This is a genomic window from Mycobacterium sp. PS03-16 (assembly GCF_004570325.1).
Lineage (GTDB): Bacteria > Actinomycetota > Actinomycetes > Mycobacteriales > Mycobacteriaceae > Mycobacterium.
The window spans coordinates 172,872-190,371 of the sequence record NZ_SPQO01000003.1; the positions used below are offsets into that span (position 1 = coordinate 172,872).

Genomic DNA, 17,500 nt, shown 5'->3' on the forward strand with positions numbered 1-17,500 from the left:
CGGCGTGCGCTACGTTGCCAATCCATGGGGTCTGTGAACGGCAAGGTCGTGTTCATCACCGGCGGTGCCCGGGGGATCGGCGCGGAACTGGCCCGCCGGCTGCACGGCAGGGGTGCGCGCCTGGTGCTCACCGACCTCGACGAGCAGCCGTTGGCCGACCTCGCCGCCGAACTGGGCGAGCAACGCGTGCTGACCGCGGTGGCCGATGTGTGCGACCTCGCCGGGATGCAGGCCGTCGCCGACGAGGCGGTGACGCGGTTCGGCGGCGTCGACATCGTGGTCGCCAACGCGGGCATCGCCAGCTACGGCTCGGTGCTGGTGGTCGACCCGGACGCGTTCCGCCGGGTGCTCGACGTCAACGTGGTGGGCGCCTTCAACACCGTGCGGGCCACCCTGCCGTCGCTGATCGACCGCAAGGGCTACGTGCTGGTGGTGTCGTCGCTCGCGGCGTTCGCCGCCGCGCCCGGTATGGCGCCCTACGACGCGTCGAAGGCCGGCGTCGAGCACTTCGCCAACGCGCTGCGCCTCGAAGTCGCCCACCACGGCGTCGCCGTCGGCGTCGCGCACATGTCGTGGATCGACACCCTCTTGGTTCAGGACACCAAGGCCGATCTGCCCAGTTTCCACGCGATGCTCGACGCGCTGCCCGGGCCGCTGAGCCGCACCACGTCGGTGCAGGAGTGCGGCGCGGCGTTCGTCAGGGGAATCGAGGCCCGGCGCGACCGGATCTACTGTCCGCGCTGGGTGGGGCTGATCCGCTGGTTCAAACCGCTGCTGGCCACCCGCGTCGGCAGCGCATCGGTGCTCAAGGTGGCGCCGAAGATCCTTCCGCAGATGGACGCCGAGGTGGTCGCGCTCAAACGCTCACTGGGCACCCGCACGGGCGGACTGAAGAAACAGTGACGCTCAGCCCCTGAAGCCGGGCCCGCGGCGCCGCAGATACCGTTCGAACTCCGCGGCCAGCGCGTCGCCGTCGATCTTGCCGAGCACCTCGGTCATGTCGACCTCGGCGTCGCCGCGCTGCTCGAGCGACGCGACGTACTCCGCGATCTCGTCGTCCTCGGAGGTCATCTCGGTGACCGCCTCTTCCCACTCCTCGGCCTGCGCGGGCAGGTCGGCCAGCGGCACCTCGATGTCGAGGACGTCCTCGACGCGGCGCAGCAACGCGACGGTGGCCTTCGGGTTGGGCGGCTGCGACACGTAGTGCGGCACCGCCGCCCAGAACGTCACCGCGGGGATCCCGGCCTGCACGCAGGCGTCCTGGAACACCCCGGCGATTCCGGTCGGCCCCTCGTAGCGCGTCTCCTCGAGGCCGAAGAACTTCGCGGCCTCGGAGGAGTAGGCGGCCCCGGACACCGGTACCGGCCGGGTGTGCGGGGTGTCGGCCAGCAGCGCGCCGAGGATGACGACGGTCTGCACGTTCAGCTTCTCGGCGATGGTCAGCAGTTCGGCGCAGAACGTGCGCCAGCGCATGTTGGGCTCCACGCCGTGCATCAACACGACGTCCCGGTCGACACCGGGCGGGCGGCAGTGCGAGATCCGCATCGACGGCCACACCAGTTCCCGGGTGACGCCGTCGACCATTCGGATCACCGGCCGATTGACCTGGTAGTCGTAGTACGACTCGTCGTCGATCTCGACGATCGTCTCGGCCTCCCAGATGGCGTCGAGGTGTTCCAGGGCGTCACTGGCCGCGTCACCGGCGTCGTTCCAGCCCTCGAAGGCCGCGACGACGATGGCGTTGTGCAAGTCGGGCAGGTCGGGTCCCTTCGGTGCACGAAGATCCGATGGGGTCACTACGCCAGCGTAAGGCCTGCCACGGATACGTGAGCCGCATCGACCCGCCGGGGCAGTGTGCGGCCACCCACTACCCTGATCTGTGACCGCTGCTGATCTTCGCGCCCGGCGGGCCGGGTCCAGTGCGGTGAGGATATGGGCGTCCAGACGTCGATCCGATGACGACGTAGACTCTCACCGTCGAGAGGCGTTGCAACGGCTGTCTCGGGGAGCCTGGCTTCCCCTGGACATCCGCCACGCTCGGCGAAGTCAAGGACGCCTTCCGTTACGGAAGGAGTGTTGGTGACCGCCATCGGATCGAACACCGAGACGAGCTTCGAGCCCAACATCCGTCCCGACTGCACCGACGAGCTGACCGCCGCGCTGCGTGCGCGGATCATGGTGATCGACGGCGCGATGGGCACGGCGATCCAGCGCGACCGGCCCGACGAGGCGGGCTACCGCGGCGACCGGTTCACCGAGTGGCCGACGGCCCTGCAGGGCAACAACGACCTGCTCAACCTGACGCAGCCGCAGATCATCGAGGCGATCCACCGCGAATACCTCGAGGCGGGCGCCGACATCCTCGAGACCAACACGTTCAACGCGAACGCGATCTCGCTGTCCGACTACGACATGGCCGACCTGGCCTACGAGTTGAACTATGCCGGCGCCGCCCTGGCCCGCAAGGCCGCCGACGAGTACAGCACCCCCGACAAACCCCGCTATGTCGCCGGCGCCATCGGGCCGACGACGCGGACCGCGTCGATCTCGCCGGACGTCAACGATCCCGGCGCCCGCAACGTCTCCTACGACCAGCTGGTCGCCGCCTACCTCGAGGCCGCGAACGGACTGGTCGACGGTGGCGCCGACCTCATCATCATCGAGACGATCTTCGACTCGCTGAACGCGAAGGCGGCGGTCTTCGCCGTCGAGACCTTGTTCGAGGAGCGCGGCCGCCGCTGGCCGGTGATCCTCTCGGGCACCATCACCGATGCCTCAGGGCGGACGCTGTCCGGTCAGGTCACCGAGGCGTTCTGGAACGCCATCCGGCATGCGAAGCCGCTGGCGGTCGGCCTGAACTGCGCGCTGGGCGCCCCGGAGATGCGGCCCTACATCGCCGAGATGGCGCGGATCGCCGACACCTTCGTGTCCTGCTATCCGAACGCCGGGCTGCCCAACGCCTTCGGCGAGTACGACGAGTCCCCGGAGCGTCAGGCCTCCTACATCGCCGACTTCGCCGAGGCCGGGCTGGTCAACCTGGTCGGCGGGTGCTGCGGGACGGCGCCGCCGCACATCGCCGAGATCGCCAAGGTGGTCGACGGCAAGCCGCCGCGTCAGCTGCCGGAGATCCCGGTGGCCACCCGCCTGTCGGGCCTGGAGCCGCTCAACATCACCTCCGATTCCCTGTTCGTCAACATCGGTGAGCGCACCAACATCACCGGCTCCGCGCGGTTCCGCAACCTCATCAAGGCCGAGGACTACGACACCGCGCTGTCGGTCGCCCTTCAGCAGGTCGAGGTCGGTGCACAGGTCATCGACATCAACATGGACGAGGGCATGATCGACGGTGTCGCCGCGATGGACCGGTTCACCAAGCTGATCGCGGCCGAACCGGACATCAGCCGCGTGCCGGTGATGATCGACTCATCGAAGTGGGACGTCATCGAGGCGGGCCTGAAGAACGTGCAGGGCAAGCCGATCGTCAACTCGATCTCCCTGAAGGAGGGCGAGGACAAGTTCGTCCGCGAGGCCCGGCTGTGCCGCAAGTACGGCGCCGCCGTGGTCGTGATGGCCTTCGACGAGCAGGGGCAGGCCGACAACCTCGAGCGCCGCAAGGAGATCTGCGGGCGCGCCTACCGGATCCTGACCGAACAGGTCGGCTTCCCGGCCGAGGACATCATCTTCGACCCGAACTGCTTCGCGCTGGCCACGGGCATCGAGGAGCACGCGACCTACGGCATCGACTTCATCGAGGCCTGCGCGTGGATCAAGGAGAACCTGCCCGGGGTGCACATCTCCGGTGGCATCTCGAATGTGTCGTTCTCGTTCCGCGGCAACAACCCCGTCCGCGAGGCCATCCACTCGGTGTTCCTGTTCCACGCCATCAAGGCCGGCCTCGACATGGGCATCGTCAACGCCGGCGCGCTGGTGCCCTACGACTCGATCGACCCAGAACTGCGGGATCGCATCGAGGACGTCGTGCTCAACCGTCGCGCGGACGCGGCCGAACGGCTGCTGGAGATCGCGGAACGGTTCAACAAGTCCGACAAGAGCGAAGACCCGGGCGCGGCGGAGTGGCGATCCTTGCCGGTGCGCGAGCGGATCACCCACGCCCTGGTCAAGGGCATCGACGCCCACGTCGACGACGACACCGAGGAACTGCGGGCCGAGATCGCCGCCGCCGGTGGCCGCCCGATCGAGGTGATCGAGGGCCCGCTGATGGACGGCATGAACGTCGTCGGCGACCTGTTCGGCTCCGGCAAGATGTTCCTGCCCCAGGTCGTGAAGTCGGCGCGGGTGATGAAGAAGGCCGTGGCGTACCTGCTGCCGTTCATCGAGGCGGAAAACGAAGCGTCGCAGACCAAGAGCAAGGACACCAACGGCACCATCGTGATGGCGACCGTGAAGGGCGATGTCCACGACATCGGCAAGAACATCGTCGGGGTCGTCCTGCAGTGCAACAACTACGAGGTGATCGACCTCGGGGTGATGGTGCCCGCCGCCAAGATCCTCGACGCGGCCAAGGAACACGACGCCGACATCATCGGACTGTCCGGTCTGATCACCCCGTCGCTGGACGAGATGGTCAACTTCGCGGCCGAAATGGAGCGCGAAGGACTCGAGATCCCGCTGCTGATCGGCGGCGCGACCACCTCGCGCGCGCACACGGCGGTAAAGGTGGCCCCGCGCCGCAGCGGTCCGGTGGTGTGGGTCAAGGACGCGTCCCGGTCGGTGCCGGTCGCCGCGGCGCTGCTCGACGACAAGCAGCGGCCGGCCCTGCTGGAGGCCACCGAGAAGGACTACGCGTCACTGCGGGAACGGCACGCGCAGAAGAACGAGCGGCCGATGGTGCCGCTCGAGAAGGCTCGCGCCAACCGGACTCCGGTCGACTGGGACGGCTACACCCCACCGGTGCCCGTTATAGGGACGCGAGTACGGGACTTCCAGGACTATGACCTCTCGGAGCTGCGCGAGTACATCGACTGGCAGCCGTTCTTCAACGCCTGGGAGATGAAGGGCCGCTTCCCCGACATCCTCAACAACCCGGCCTCGGGCGAGACCGCCCGCAAGTTGTACGAAGACGCCCAGGAGATGCTCGACACCCTGATCAAGGAGCAGTGGCTGACGGCCAACGGGGTGATCGGGTTCTTCTGTGCCAACGCGGTCGGTGACGACATCGAGGTCTATACCGACGACAGCCGCGCGGAGGTGCTGACCACGCTGCACAACCTGCGCCAGCAGGGCGAGCACCGCGACGGCATCCCGAACCGCAGCCTCGGCGACTTCGTCGCCCCGAAAGACACGGGTCTGGCCGACTACGTCGGCGCGTTTGCGGTCACCGCGGGTCTGGGCAGCGCTGCCAAGATCGCCGAGTTCAAGGCCGCCAACGACGACTACAGCGCGATCCTGCTGGAGTCGCTCGCCGACCGGCTGGCCGAGGCGTTCGCCGAACGGATGCACCAGCGGGTCCGCACGGAGTTCTGGGGATACCAGCCCGACGAGCATCTGGACAACGAGGCGCTGATCGGTGAGAAGTACGTGGGCATCCGGCCGGCGCCGGGCTACCCGGCCTGCCCGGAGCACACCGAGAAGACGACGCTGTTCGACCTGCTGGACGTGACGAAGCGCACCGGCATCGAGCTGACCGAGTCGATGGCGATGTGGCCGGGCGCCGCGGTCAGCGGCTGGTACTTCTCGCATCCGCAGTCGCAGTACTTCGTGGTGGGCCGGCTGGCCCAGGACCAGGTGGCCGACTACGCCAAGCGCAAGGGCTGGACCCTGGCCGAAGCCGAGCGCTGGCTCGCCCCCAACCTCGGATACAACCCCGAGGACTGAGCCCTAGCGGAAGACGTCGGCGTTGCGCTGCGCCCACTGGGCGACCGTCATCGCCGGCGTCCCGGTCAGGTCCTCGACGAGCTGATTGGCGTGCTGCGGTTCGTCGACCGCCGACGCCATCAGGTCGAGGTACCAGCCGACCTCGTCACCCATCTGCGGGCCCAGCGCCGCCTCGGCCTCGGCGCGGCTGCACTGCTCGAACCGCACGTCAGCTCCGATGCCGACGCCGATCTGCTCGGCGATCTGCGCCCGGGTCAGCGCCACCGGACCGGTCAGCTCGTACATCCGCCCCAGATGGTCCGGATCCGGGTCGGCGAGCAGCGCGGCCGCCACGCGCGCGATGTCGTCCATCGAGATCGGCGCCTCCACCGCAGACGGATACGGTTCGCGCACGGTGCCGGTCGCGCGGATCTGCGGGGCCCACATCGAGAAGTTCTCCAGGAACTCCCCGGGGCCCAACTGGGTGTGGGGCAGCCCCGAGGCGGCGACGCCGTCGGCCTGCGGCTGCCAGTGCGCGCCGCCCGACAGCGCCACCACATAGGACACCCCGGCCCGCGACGCGAGGTCGAGCGTGGCCTCGAGCGTGGCCGGTAACGGCGCCAGGTAAATCCGCTCGACGCCCTCCAACGCCGCGGGCAGCGAATCCCGGTCACCGAGGTAGCCGGTGACCGGCTGGACCGCCGGCGGCAGTTGCGCCCGCTCGGGATTCTTCGTCAATGCGCGGATGTCTTTCACGCCGAGATCGAGCAGCGCGTCGACCACTCGACGTCCGATGTTGCCTGTGGCGCCGGTCACCAGAATCGTCATGCCGGGCAGGGTAGCGGGCGGCGGTGACACGTCAGTCAGTCCAGCGATGTGACCGTCACGGGTCAGCCGTGACACAATCGCGGGTGTGAAAGCGGTGCTGTGGGACATGGACGGCACGCTCGTCGACTCCGAAAAGCTGTGGGACGTCTCACTTGCCGCGCTGTACGACCGGATGGGCGGACAGATCACCCAGGAGCTGCGCACGGCGCTGGTGGGCAGCTCGGCCGAGAACACCATCAGGACCATCTACGCCGATCTCGGCCTCGAGCCCGACCCGGTGGCGATGGCCGAGTCCAACCGCTGGCTGCACTCCTACACCGGTGAGTTGTTCGCCACCCGCGGCCTGCCGTGGCTCCCGGGTGCCCGCGAAATGCTTGAAGCCCTTGCCGCAGAGGGCGTTGCGATGGCCCTGGTAACCAACACCCAGCGAGACATCACCGAGCAGGCGCTGGAAAGCATTGGCCGCGAATACTTCTCGGTGACCGTCTGCGGTGATGAGGTGCCGCGCGGCAAACCCGCGCCGGACCCCTACCAGCGCGCCGCGCACCTGCTCGGCGTCGAGCCGCGGTGGTGCCTGGCCGTCGAGGACTCCGTCACCGGGTCCATGGCGGCCGAGGCCGCCGGCTGCCCGGTGCTGGTGGTGCCCAACGACGTCGCCGTTCCCGCCACCCCGCGCCGCAGGCACGTGGCCACCCTGGCCGGCATCGGCGTCGGCGATCTGCGCGACATCCACGCCGAGATCACCGCCACCGACGCCTGAGGTCCCGCCGGTTTTGCCGGATAGAGATCCGGGAACCCGCCCTCTCGCACTCCCCGAGTGCTTGAATGTGATCCTGATCACGCAACGGTGCGGAAAGGACCTCCCATGGCTGGTCACGGCGGCGCCCCCGTAGGCGACGACCTCCCCGTCGGCGACGAGGATTTCTCGTCCGGCAAGACTGCGGTCCGGATCGCCTCCGTGGCCGCGCTCGGCGGCCTGCTGTTCGGTTACGACAGCGCGGTCATCAACGGTGCGGTGGACTCCATCCAGGAGGACTTCGGAATCGGCAATGCCGAACTGGGCTTCGCGGTGGCCTCGGCACTGCTGGGCGCCGCCGCAGGCGCGATGACCGCCGGGCGCATCGCCGACCGGATCGGCCGCATCGCGGTCATGAAGATCGCCGCGGTGCTGTTCTTGATCAGCGCCTTCGGCACCGGCTTCGCCCACGAGGTGTGGGCGGTGGTGCTGTTCCGGATCGTCGGCGGCATCGGCGTGGGTGTGGCCTCGGTGATCGCCCCCGCCTACATCGCCGAGACCTCGCCGCCCGGCATCCGCGGCCGGCTCGGCTCGCTGCAACAGCTGGCGATCGTCTCCGGCATCTTCGCCTCGTTCGCGGTCAACTGGCTGCTGCAGTGGGCCGCCGGGGGCGCCAACGAGCCGCTGTGGCTCGGGCTGGATGCGTGGCGCTGGATGTTCCTGGCGATGGCGCTGCCCGCGGTGCTCTACGGCGTGCTGGCGTTCACCATCCCCGAGTCACCGCGGTACCTGGTCGCCAGCCACCGGATCCCGGAAGCCCGCCGCGTGCTCAGCATGCTGCTCGGCGGGAAGAACCTCGAGATCACGATCACCCGGATCCGCGACACCCTCGAACGCGAGGACAAGCCGTCCTGGCGGGACCTGCGCAAACCGACCGGCGGGCTCTACGGGATCGTCTGGGTCGGCCTGGGACTGTCGATCTTCCAGCAGTTCGTCGGCATCAACGTGATCTTCTACTACTCCAACGTGCTCTGGCAGGCAGTGGGATTCAGTGCCGACGAGTCGGCGATCTACACCGTGATCACCTCGGTGATCAACGTGCTCACCACGCTGATCGCGATCGCGCTGATCGACAAGATCGGCCGCAAACCGCTGCTGCTCATCGGTTCGTCCGGAATGGCCGTCACGCTCATCACGATGGCGATCATCTTCGCCAACGCGACAGTGGGGCCCGACGGCACCCCGAGCCTCCCCGGCGCCTCCGGGGTGATCGCGCTGATCGCGGCCAACCTGTTCGTCGTCGCGTTCGGCATGTCCTGGGGTCCTGTGGTGTGGGTGCTGCTCGGCGAGATGTTCCCCAACCGCATCCGGGCCGCCGCACTGGGCCTGGCTGCGGCCGGGCAGTGGGCGGCGAACTGGCTGATCACCGTCACGTTCCCCGGCCTGCGCGACCACCTGGGCCTCGCCTACGGGTTCTACGGCCTGTGCGCGATCCTGTCGGGACTGTTCGTGTGGCGCTGGGTGATGGAGACCAAGGGCGTGTCCCTGGAGGACATGCACGCCGACATCCTGCACGCCGACCAGCCCGCCGCCGCCAAGGAGGGCTGAGCCCGCCGCCCGCGGCGGGCCGGGCAGGCGCGGCGTGGGAGAATCGCAGCCCGTGAAGACCTTCGACGCGCTGTTCGACGAGTTGACCGAGCGGGCGCGCACCCGGCCGGAGGGCAGCGGGACCGTGGCGGCCCTCGACGCCGGTGTGCACGGGCTGGGCAAGAAGATCCTCGAGGAGGCCGGGGAGGTGTGGCTGGCCGCCGAACACGAGAGCGACGACGCACTCGCCGAGGAGGTCAGCCAGCTCCTGTACTGGACGCAGGTGCTGATGATCTCCCGCGGCCTCACGCTCGACGACGTCTACCGGAAGCTGTGAGCGGCATGCTGCGGGTCGCGGTACCCAACAAGGGGGCGCTGAGCGAGTCGGCGGCGGAGATTCTCTCCGAGGCCGGCTACCGGCGCCGCACCGACGCCAAGGACCTCACCGTCGTCGACCCGGTCAACAATGTCGAGTTCTTCTTCCTGCGCCCCAAGGACATCGCGATCTACGTCGGCTCGGGGCAGCTGGACCTCGGCATCACCGGACGCGACCTCGCCACGGAATCCGGGGCGCCCGTGCGGGAACGGCTCGCGCTGGGCTTCGGGTCCTCGACGTTCCGCTACGCCGCACCCGCCGGGCGCGAGTGGGCGCCCGCCGATCTCGCGGGTAAGCGGATCGCCACCGCCTACCCGAACCTGGTCCGGAAAGATCTCGCCGACAAGGGAATCGTGGCCACCGTCATCCGGCTCGACGGCGCGGTGGAGATCTCGGTGGCGCTCGGCGTCGCCGACGCCATCGCCGACGTCGTGGGGTCGGGCCGCACCCTGCGCCAGCACAATCTGGTGGCGTTCGGCGAATCGCTGTGCGACTCCGAGGCCGTGCTCATCGAGCAGGACGGTGCGGGGGCGGACAACGGCGCGGCCCGCGACCAGCTGGCCGCGCGGGTGCAGGGCGTGGTCTTCGGCCAGCAGTACCTGATGCTCGACTACGACTGCCCGCGCGAGGTTCTCGAGCGCGCCACCGCGGTCACCCCCGGCCTCGAATCGCCCACCATCGCGCCGCTGGCCGACCCGGACTGGGTGGCGGTGCGGGCGCTGGTGCCGCGCCGGCAGGTGAACGCGATCATGGACGAGCTCGCCGCGATCGGCGCCAAGGCGATCCTGGCGTCGGACATCCGGTTCTGCCGCTTCTGACTTCGCCGTGTGACAGGCGGTTCCGCGTGTTAGCGTCCGGGGGAATTCCATAGCCGGTCGGAGGTCCGCATGACGCATGTCCTTGTCCTGGTGCTCGCGCTGCTGATCGGTGTGGTTGCTGGCTTGCGTGCGTTCATGGCGCCCGCGGCGGTGGCCTGGGCGGCCATGCTGGACTGGATCGCGCTCGACGGGACCTGGGCGTCGTGGCTCGCGCATCCGATCACGGTCACGGTGCTGACCATCCTGGCCGTCGGGGAGCTCGTCACCGACCAGCTGCCCAAGACGCCGAGCCGCAAGACACCGATGCAGTTCATCGCCCGGTTGCTCTCCGGCGGTTTCGCCGGCGCGGTGATCGGTACGGCGTTCGGCTACACGTTCGGCGGCCTGGGCGCCGGGGTGGTCGGCGCGGTGCTCGGCACCCTCGGCGGGTACGAGGCCCGCAAACGCCTGGTCGCCCGCAACGGCGGCCGCGATCTGCCCATCGCGCTGCTCGAGGACGGCGTCGCCCTGGGCGGTGGCCTCGTGGTCGCCTGGCTCACGTCGGTGGTCTGACATGTCCGCAGATGCAACGGCTTTCGACGCCATCATCATCGGCGCCGGCCAGGCCGGGCCGCCGCTGGCCGGTCGGCTGACGCAGGCCGGACAGCGTGTCGCGGTGATCGAACGCCAACTCGTCGGCGGCACCTGCGTCAACTACGGGTGCATCCCGACCAAGACGCTGGTCGCCAGCGCCCACGCGGCGCATCTGGCCCGGCGCGGGGCCGAGTACGGGGTCGGCACCGGCGAGGTGACCGTCGACATGGCGAAGGTCAAGGCCCGCAAGGACCGGATCATGCTCGACGACCGCACCGGCGTGGAGTCCTGGCTCGAGGGGATGGACGGCTGCACGCTGATCCGCGGACACGCCCGGTTCACCGGACCGCACACTGTCGCCGTCGGCGAGCAGGTCCTCACCGCAGAGAAGATCTACCTCAACGTCGGCGGCCGGGCCGTCGTCCCCGACCTGCCGGGCCTCGACGGCATCGACTACATGACCAACGTCGACATCCTCGACCTCGACACCGTGCCCGAGCATCTGGTGATCGTCGGCGGCAGCTACATCGCGCTGGAATTCGCGCAGATGTACCGGCGGTTCGGAGCGCGGGTGACGGTGATCGAACACGGCTCCCGCCTGACCTCCCGCGAGGACGAAGACGTCTCGGCCGCGATCGCAAGCATCCTGGAAGCCGAGGGCATCGACATCGTGGTCGACGCCACCGGGATCCGGTTCACCAAGACCGACAACGGTTTCCAGGTAGTGCCGAAGGACGGCGCGGAGCCGGTCGAGGGCAGTCACCTGCTGCTCGCCGTGGGCCGGCAACCCAACACCGACGACCTCGGCCTCGACGCCGCAGGCGTGCAGACCGACGAGCGCGGCTACATCGTCGTCGACGACCAGCTGCGCACCACCGCCGAGCACATTTGGGCGATGGGGGACTGCAACGGCAAGGGCGCGTTCACCCACACGTCCTACAACGACTTCGAGATCGTCGCGGCCAACCTGCTCGACGACGATCCGCGCCGGGTCAGCGACCGCGTCACCACCTACGCGCTCTACATCGACCCGCCGCTCGGGCGGGCCGGCCTGACCGCCGACCAGGTACGCAGGTCCGGGCGCAAGGCGCTGGTCGGCAAGCGGCCGATGACGCGGGTGGGCCGCGCCGTGGAAAAGGGTGAGACGCAAGGGTTCATGAAGGTGGTCGTCGACGCCGAGACCGAGGAGATCCTCGGCGCCGCGATCCTCGGCGTGGGCGGCGACGAGGTGGTGCACGCGATCCTCGACATCATGACCGCCAAAAAGCCCTACACCGCGATCTCGCGGACCATGCACATCCACCCCACCGTCAGCGAGCTGGTGCCCACGCTGCTCCAGGATCTGAAGCCGCTGACCTGATTCGCCGGCCTGCGGTCAGCTGGGCGGCGACCCCGGCGACCCGCCGGCCGAGATGACGACAGGTGCGCAGGTCGGCATCGGGCACCGCCTCCGGTGGCGCGTCGACATCGGTCTGCGCACCGGCGCCGAGGAAGAACCCGAGCCGATTGAGATCCTCGGGGCTGCCCGCCGAACTGTTCCAGCCGGCCACCAGCCCCAGGTTGACCCAGTGCATGTGGTGCTGGGCGGCGAAGACGGCCAGCGACATCAACGTCGCGACCTTGTCGCCGCTCTTGGCCCCCGAGTTGGTGAAGCCCGCGGCGAGCTTGTCGCGCCAGGTGCCCTCCTGGCAGCGGCGGCCCGTGCGTTCGGTGAAGGACTGGAAACCCGCCGACACGTTGCCCATGTAGGTCGGCGTACCGAAGATGATCGCGTCGGCGCTGTCGAGGACGCCCCACCCGTCCTCGGTGAGCGCATCGACGGCGAGCACCTCCACCGCCGCGCCTGCCGATCGCGCACCGTCGGTGACCGCGCGGGCCAGCACCGCGGTGTGGCCGAACCCGGAGTGGTAGGCCACCGCGACCCGGGGTGCCGGTGAGTGATCAGCGCCGGGCATCGTCGACCTCCTGCTTGCGGGTCAGCCAATCCGGCAGATCATGGCCGCCCAGATATGCCTCGAGGCGATCGAGGAAGGCGTGGGTGCCGGCGAAGAAACCGGTGGCGTTACGGATCCCGAGGCCGCGATGGGTGAAGCGCAACACGGTCCCGTCGCCGTCGGCACGGAGTTCGTAGCGCACCACACCGTCTTCGACGATCGGCTGGCGCCATTCGTGTTCGAACACGTGCGGCGGGTCCCACACCAGGATGCGGCCGGTCATCCGCTTGATGTCGTCGGGCAGCGGGGGACCGGTGGCCACCATGTCGATGTGGCCGCCCTCGCGGCCGTCGATCTGGGTGGACCCGAACCACTGTCCGCGCTCGGCCGGGTCGGTGATCGCCGACCACACCGCCTCCACCGGGAACGGCAGACGCCGCTCGAAGGTCAGCACGGCACGGTCGCCGTCGACGGTGAGTTCTCCGTCGCGGGCGCTCACCGGGACTCCTCGGCCCGCCGATGGAGGTGGCGCTCGAGGTCGTCGAGGTGCCCGCTCCAGAACCGGCGGTACCGCTCGATCCAGGTGCTGATCTCGACCAGGCCGTCGGCGCGCAGCGCGTAGATCCGGCGTTGCGCATCGGGGCGGACCTCGACCAGACCGACCTCGCGCAGCACCCGCAGGTGGCGCGACACCGTCGGCTGCGTGAGTCCGGGCAGCGCGGCGACCAGTTCACCGGCGGTGCGCTCACCGTCGGCGAGGGTGTCCAGCAGGGTGCGGCGGCTCGGCTCGGCGACCGCTTCGAAGACGTCCATGCCCCAAGTATTGCATCTGATCTATATAGACGCAACGCTATATAGAGCGGGCCGCCCGCAGCATCCGCAATTGGCCGAGCTCGGCGGCGTTCTTGGTCAACTCCACGGTCAGCCACAGCACGGTGTCGGCCACCGTGCGCCCGGTCTCCGCACCCCACGGAAACGCCGACGGCAGCGCCAGGTCCGCGGCGGTCAACCCGGCGATCAGCGCACGCCATTCGCGCGCCAGCGCGCGGATCCGCGCCACCACCGCCGCCCCGCCCGGCCACGTCACGTCGGTGCGCTCCGGCGGCGGGCGGTTCTCGAGGTAGGCGACCGTGACCGACCACCACCAGGTGATGTGCCATGTCACCCAGCCGATGGTGGGGACGGGGATGGGGTCGGGTTCGGTGTCCGCCCAGTCGGGACGCCACACCCCGGCGGCGTCCGGACGCACCGTCCACACCAGCGCCGCGGGCTCCCACAGGAAGTCGTCCTCGACGAGAGCCGAGAGGTGCAGATCGGCCAGCGCCCACGCCAGGTCGAACTGGCCGACGTGACCGGTCACGGTTGCCGCTGCACCAGCAGAGTCTGCGCGCAGGTGCCGATGAACCCGCGGTGGTCGAAGACGTCGGCCGTCGTGACGCCCACCCCGTCCGGCCCGATCGACCCGCGCGCCCGGACCGCGAAGTCCGACCCCTCGGGCAGCCGGTGCAGGTGAACCACGGTGTCGGTGTTCATGAACACGAACCGCTGGGGGTCCAGTGCCGCGCCGATGCCGTTGGCCGAGTCGACCACCATCGCCAGGCGCTGCAGCGCCGTCGTCGGCTCGTCGTCGACGAGCGGCACCAGCGGCGTCAGCCAGGCCACCGCGGAGTTGCCGTCGTCGGGCTGCCTGCGCCACCGCACCGTCTCGAGGTAGCCGGGCGCACCCTCCCAGGCATGCGACACCGCCGCCGCATCGCCTTCGACCAGCGGCGGGTGCCGGTCGGTGACCGCGTCGTGGGTGTCGCTGGTGGCCAGCAGCCAGGCGGTGAGGCGCGCGACCGCGCGCCGGCTGCCATCGGGGCGGGCGGCCAGCATCTCGGCCGCCATCAATGAGATGCGGGCGCCCGGTCGGACCACCGACGAGCGCACCCACACCGGCGCCACCGGGATCGCGCCGAGGATGTCGAGCGCCACCCGGCCGACCCGCAGACCGGTGCCCGCCGCGAGCTCCTCGACCGCCCGGGTCAGCAGCGCCAGCGGCGGCGAGCCGTGCTGGATCGCCGGGTCCCAGTTGCTGCGGGTGTCGGCCGTCGACTCGAAGGCCGACAGCTCACCGTCGTCGTCCTCGGGCCGCCGGTGATACAGGTGACCGATCACGCTGCCGGTTCCGTCTTCAGCACGGCGTCGGGGTCACCGTCGTCGATCACCTCCGGCCAGCCCGGATACGGCGGCGGCGTGCCGCCGAACTCCGGACAGAGCGCGCGGTGGGCGCACCAGTCGCACAGCCGTGACGGTTTCGGCCGGAAGTCACCGGTGGCCCCGGCCGCCTGGATGGCCCGCCAGATCGCGGTCAGCGTCCGTTCGAACCGCGTCAGCTCGTCGAGATCGGGGGAGTAGTCGAGCACCTGACCGTCGGCGAGGTAGAGCAGCCGCAGCCGGGCGGGCAGCACGCCGCGCGAGCGCAACAGGGCGACGGCGTAGAACTTCATCTGGAACAGCGCCTTGGCCTCAGCCAGCTCCCGCGCCTCCGGCGGCGCCTTACCGGTCTTGTAGTCGACCACCCTCAGCTCGCCGGTGGGGGCGACGTCGATGCGGTCGACGAAGCCGCGCAGCAGCGTGCCGTCGGCCAGCTCCACCTCGACGTGCTGTTCGCAGCACTGCGGGTCGAACCGCGTCGGATCCTCCAGCCGGTAGTACCCCGACAGCAGGGCCCGCGCCTCGCCCAACAGCGCGTCGCGCACCGCCGGCTCGACATCCTCGGCGAGCTCCGGCTGCTCGGCCACCACCTGATCCCACGCCGGGCCGATCAGCCGCAGCGCGGTGTCGGGCACGCGGTCGGGGGCGGGCAGCGCGTACAGCTGCTCGAGCGCGGCGTGCACCACCGAACCCCGCAGCTGGGCCACCGATCGCGGCTCGGGCAGCCGGTCGATCGCGCGGAACCGGTACAGCAGCGGGCACTGCTTGAAGTCCCCGGCCCGCGAGGGAGACAGCGCCGGACGCCGGACCGGCGCGGGCTGTGAACTCATGTCCAGCAGCCTAGAACCGGCCGGTGACATATCTGCGCAACCCCGCGCACCCGTGGCGGCGCGTCAGCTGGCAGGCTCATCACCTATGCCCACCACCGGTCCGTTCGCCGTCGGAGACCGCGTGCAGCTCACCGACGCCAAGGGGCGCCACTACACGATGGTGCTCACCCCCGGCGGGGAGTTCCACACCCACCGCGGGATGATCCCGTACGACACGGTGATCGGGCTGCCCGAGGGCAGCGTGGTCAAATCGACCAACGGCGACCAGTTCCTGGTGCTGCGGCCGCTGCTCATCGACTACGTGCTGTCCATGCCGCGCGGCGCGCAGGTGATCTATCCCAAGGACGCCGCGCAGATCGTGCACGAGGGTGACATCTTCCCCGGCGCCCACGTCCTGGAGGCCGGCGCCGGCTCCGGTGCGCTGACCTGCTCGCTGCTGCGCGCGGTCGGCCCGACCGGCCGGGTCACGTCCTACGAGGTGCGCGACGACCACGCCGTCCACGCCATCCGCAACGTCGAGACGTTCTTCGGTGAGCGGCCGGACAACTGGGACCTGGTGATCGCCGATCTGGCCGGGTACACCGGACCGCAGGTCGACCGGGTGGTGCTCGACATGCTCTCCCCGTGGGAGGTGTTGCCCGCGGTGGCCGACGCGCTGGTCCCCGGCGGGGTGCTGATGGTCTACGTCGCCACCGTCACCCAGCTCTCCAAGACCGTCGAGGCACTGCGCGACCAGCAGTGCTGGACCGAACCGCGGTCCTGGGAGACGATGCAGCGCGGCTGGAATGTCGTCGGGCTCGCGGTGCGGCCCCAGCACAACATGCGCGGTCACACCGCGTTCCTGGTCTCGGCGCGCCGGCTGGCGCCCGGCGCCGTCACGCCGACCCCGCTCAAACGCCGCAGACAACAGGTCTGAGGTCCGGAGTCGGATCACCGCCTACTCGTCGGTGCTGCGCCGGAGTTGCCGGTGCGCGGAGAGCAAATCCATCTCCGGACGCGCGGCGACCAGACGTTCGGCGGCGTCGAGCACTTCGACCACGTGGGCGCGGTCGGCGGCGACCACCGCCACGCCGATCGCGGCGCGCCGGTGCAGGTCCTGGGCGCCCGTCTCGGCCGCGGACACCGCGAACCGGCGCTGCAGTTCGGCGATCACCGGGCGGATCGCCGAGCGTTTCTGCTTCAGCGAGTGCACGTCGCCGAGCAGCAGGTCGAATTCCAGCCAGCCGATCCACACGGTGGCCTCAGCGCGGCGGCCGGCCGGGGCCGGTGCCGGTGTCGCCGTCGAGGTCGAGCAGCATCTCGGCGGAGTCGCGGGTCAGCTGCCAGCCGCCGTCGGGGGTCCTCGCGAATTGCATCGGGAACGTGAAGTCGCCTCCGGTCCGGTCCGGCGGCGTCCGGCCGATCACCGTGGCCAGCACGTCGCCGGGGCGCTCCGGTGCCCACGCCAGATCAGTCGCGTCGAAGGTCATGGGGTGATACCCGTTGTCGGTCAGGGCCTTACCGAACCGGTCGAGTGCGGCGGCGTCTGCCGGTCCGGGTTCGGCGATCAGCGCGGTCTTCTCCGTGCCCGGCACCGCGGGATCGGTCAAGCGGTACATCACGTCGGTCAGCGCGCTCGGCGGCGGCAGCGCGGCCGGCGGCGGTGGCACCGACGGCGCGGCGGGTGGGCCGGCCTGTTCGACCGGCGTCGGCGCCGGCGCCGGTGGCGGCGCGTTGCCACCGCACCCGCTAAGCCCGAACGCCGCCACCGGGACGGTGACGGCGCTCGAGACGATGCGGTACAGGGTGCGGTGGCGCACCGGCGGACG

At 70.0% G+C, this 17,500-nt stretch carries 19 protein-coding genes; 9 read left to right on the forward strand and 10 right to left on the reverse strand.

Annotation, left to right across the window (positions count from 1 at the left end; genetic code table 11):
- Positions 1-24 precede the first annotated feature (24 nt).
- Entirely contained in the window at positions 25-903 is an 879-nt protein-coding gene (locus E4P42_RS03940) for an SDR family oxidoreductase (protein ID WP_135123212.1), read from the forward strand.
- 3 nt (positions 904-906) lie between these two features.
- Here E4P42_RS03940 and E4P42_RS03945 read toward each other — a convergent pair whose 3' ends face one another.
- Positions 907-1,797, reverse strand: coding sequence for a PAC2 family protein (locus E4P42_RS03945; RefSeq protein WP_135123214.1), 891 nt, complete (start codon positions 1,795-1,797; stop codon positions 907-909).
- Between the two features lie 378 nt (positions 1,798-2,175).
- Here E4P42_RS03945 and metH point away from each other — a divergent pair, with 378 nt between their 5' ends.
- On the forward strand, positions 2,176-5,835 hold the full coding sequence (gene metH / locus E4P42_RS03950; protein ID WP_245233884.1) for a methionine synthase: 3,660 nt from the start codon (positions 2,176-2,178) through the stop codon (positions 5,833-5,835).
- A 3-nt stretch (positions 5,836-5,838) separates the two neighbouring features.
- Here the strand turns inward: metH and E4P42_RS03955 are convergent, their stop codons facing one another.
- Entirely contained in the window at positions 5,839-6,642 is an 804-nt protein-coding gene (locus E4P42_RS03955) for an SDR family oxidoreductase (protein WP_135123216.1), read from the reverse strand.
- A gap of 85 nt (positions 6,643-6,727) precedes the next feature.
- On the opposite strand from E4P42_RS03955, the gene E4P42_RS03960 reads away from it, so the two are divergent.
- The 6 genes from E4P42_RS03960 to E4P42_RS03985 all read left to right on the forward strand — a co-directional run bounded on the left by E4P42_RS03960 (position 6,728) and on the right by E4P42_RS03985 (position 12,092).
- On the forward strand, positions 6,728-7,402 hold the full coding sequence (locus E4P42_RS03960) for an HAD family phosphatase (protein ID WP_135123217.1): 675 nt from the start codon (positions 6,728-6,730) through the stop codon (positions 7,400-7,402).
- A gap of 105 nt (positions 7,403-7,507) precedes the next feature.
- A complete protein-coding gene (locus tag E4P42_RS03965) occupies positions 7,508-8,986 on the forward strand; it encodes a sugar porter family MFS transporter (RefSeq protein WP_135123219.1) in 1,479 nt (492 codons plus the stop codon).
- Positions 8,987-9,020: 34 nt separating this feature from the next.
- Positions 9,021-9,302, forward strand: coding sequence for a phosphoribosyl-ATP diphosphatase (locus tag E4P42_RS03970; RefSeq protein WP_135123221.1), 282 nt, complete (start codon positions 9,021-9,023; stop codon positions 9,300-9,302).
- A 5-nt stretch (positions 9,303-9,307) separates the two neighbouring features.
- Complete coding sequence (gene hisG, locus E4P42_RS03975) at positions 9,308-10,159, forward strand: ATP phosphoribosyltransferase (RefSeq protein WP_135123223.1); 852 nt, start codon at positions 9,308-9,310, stop codon at positions 10,157-10,159.
- 69 nt (positions 10,160-10,228) lie between these two features.
- Positions 10,229-10,711 (forward strand): DUF4126 family protein, encoded by a 483-nt coding sequence (locus tag E4P42_RS03980; RefSeq protein WP_135123225.1) that lies wholly within the window; start codon positions 10,229-10,231, stop codon positions 10,709-10,711.
- Position 10,712: 1 nt separating this feature from the next.
- Positions 10,713-12,092: an FAD-containing oxidoreductase gene (locus E4P42_RS03985; protein ID WP_135123227.1), complete on the forward strand. Its 1,380-nt coding sequence runs from the start codon at positions 10,713-10,715 to the stop codon at positions 12,090-12,092.
- On the opposite strand, the gene E4P42_RS03990 is transcribed toward E4P42_RS03985, so the two are convergent.
- Genes E4P42_RS03990 through E4P42_RS04015 form a run of 6 tightly spaced genes read right to left on the reverse strand, consistent with a single transcriptional unit; the run spans position 12,043 to position 15,692 of the window.
- Positions 12,043-12,687: a flavodoxin family protein gene (locus E4P42_RS03990; protein WP_135123229.1), complete on the reverse strand. Its 645-nt coding sequence runs from the start codon at positions 12,685-12,687 to the stop codon at positions 12,043-12,045. The genes E4P42_RS03985 and E4P42_RS03990 overlap by 50 nt on opposite strands.
- Positions 12,674-13,165 carry an SRPBCC family protein gene (locus E4P42_RS03995; RefSeq protein ID WP_135123231.1) on the reverse strand — a complete coding sequence of 164 codons (492 nt, stop codon included), beginning with the start codon at positions 13,163-13,165 and terminating at the stop codon, positions 12,674-12,676. The genes E4P42_RS03990 and E4P42_RS03995 overlap by 14 nt, the downstream gene beginning before the upstream one ends.
- The gene (locus tag E4P42_RS04000; RefSeq protein WP_135123233.1) at positions 13,162-13,479 is read right to left on the reverse strand and encodes a helix-turn-helix transcriptional regulator; all 318 of its coding nucleotides are present in this window, start codon (positions 13,477-13,479) and stop codon (positions 13,162-13,164) included. The genes E4P42_RS03995 and E4P42_RS04000 overlap by 4 nt, the downstream gene beginning before the upstream one ends.
- A 37-nt stretch (positions 13,480-13,516) precedes the next feature.
- The gene (locus E4P42_RS04005) at positions 13,517-14,026 is read right to left on the reverse strand and encodes a DinB family protein (RefSeq protein ID WP_135123235.1); all 510 of its coding nucleotides are present in this window, start codon (positions 14,024-14,026) and stop codon (positions 13,517-13,519) included.
- The gene (locus E4P42_RS04010) at positions 14,023-14,823 is read right to left on the reverse strand and encodes a thioesterase family protein (RefSeq protein WP_135123237.1); all 801 of its coding nucleotides are present in this window, start codon (positions 14,821-14,823) and stop codon (positions 14,023-14,025) included. The genes E4P42_RS04005 and E4P42_RS04010 overlap by 4 nt, the downstream gene beginning before the upstream one ends.
- Positions 14,820-15,692: a RecB family exonuclease gene (locus E4P42_RS04015; protein WP_135123239.1), complete on the reverse strand. Its 873-nt coding sequence runs from the start codon at positions 15,690-15,692 to the stop codon at positions 14,820-14,822. The genes E4P42_RS04010 and E4P42_RS04015 overlap by 4 nt, the downstream gene beginning before the upstream one ends.
- Positions 15,693-15,777: 85 nt before the next feature.
- On the opposite strand from E4P42_RS04015, the gene E4P42_RS04020 reads away from it, so the two are divergent.
- Positions 15,778-16,608, forward strand: a complete 831-nt coding sequence (locus E4P42_RS04020; protein WP_167759345.1) for a tRNA (adenine-N1)-methyltransferase — start codon at positions 15,778-15,780, stop codon at positions 16,606-16,608.
- A 21-nt stretch (positions 16,609-16,629) separates the two neighbouring features.
- Here E4P42_RS04020 and E4P42_RS04025 read toward each other — a convergent pair whose 3' ends face one another.
- Together E4P42_RS04025 and E4P42_RS04030 are read right to left on the reverse strand one after the other, a co-directional pair.
- Complete coding sequence (locus E4P42_RS04025; protein ID WP_135123241.1) at positions 16,630-16,926, reverse strand: DUF503 domain-containing protein; 297 nt, start codon at positions 16,924-16,926, stop codon at positions 16,630-16,632.
- Positions 16,927-16,933: 7 nt separating this feature from the next.
- Positions 16,934-17,491: a hypothetical protein gene (locus E4P42_RS04030; protein ID WP_245233874.1), complete on the reverse strand. Its 558-nt coding sequence runs from the start codon at positions 17,489-17,491 to the stop codon at positions 16,934-16,936.
- Positions 17,492-17,500: the final 9 nt, after the last annotated feature.

Coding starts and splice junctions, on each gene's coding strand:
- E4P42_RS03940 (WP_135123212.1), top strand. CDS start 25: ATGGGGTCTGTGAACGGCAAGGTCGTGTTCATCACCGGCGGTGCCCGG.
- metH (WP_245233884.1), top strand. CDS start 2,176: ATGGTGATCGACGGCGCGATGGGCACGGCGATCCAGCGCGACCGGCCC.
- E4P42_RS03955 (WP_135123216.1), bottom strand. CDS start 6,642: ATGACGATTCTGGTGACCGGCGCCACAGGCAACATCGGACGTCGAGTG.
- E4P42_RS03965 (WP_135123219.1), top strand. CDS start 7,508: ATGGCTGGTCACGGCGGCGCCCCCGTAGGCGACGACCTCCCCGTCGGC.
- hisG (WP_135123223.1), top strand. CDS start 9,308: ATGCTGCGGGTCGCGGTACCCAACAAGGGGGCGCTGAGCGAGTCGGCG.
- E4P42_RS03980 (WP_135123225.1), top strand. CDS start 10,229: ATGACGCATGTCCTTGTCCTGGTGCTCGCGCTGCTGATCGGTGTGGTT.
- E4P42_RS03985 (WP_135123227.1), top strand. CDS start 10,713: ATGTCCGCAGATGCAACGGCTTTCGACGCCATCATCATCGGCGCCGGC.
- E4P42_RS03990 (WP_135123229.1), bottom strand. CDS start 12,687: ATGCCCGGCGCTGATCACTCACCGGCACCCCGGGTCGCGGTGGCCTAC.
- E4P42_RS04000 (WP_135123233.1), bottom strand. CDS start 13,479: ATGGACGTCTTCGAAGCGGTCGCCGAGCCGAGCCGCCGCACCCTGCTG.
- E4P42_RS04015 (WP_135123239.1), bottom strand. CDS start 15,692: ATGAGTTCACAGCCCGCGCCGGTCCGGCGTCCGGCGCTGTCTCCCTCG.
- E4P42_RS04020 (WP_167759345.1), top strand. CDS start 15,778: ATGCCCACCACCGGTCCGTTCGCCGTCGGAGACCGCGTGCAGCTCACC.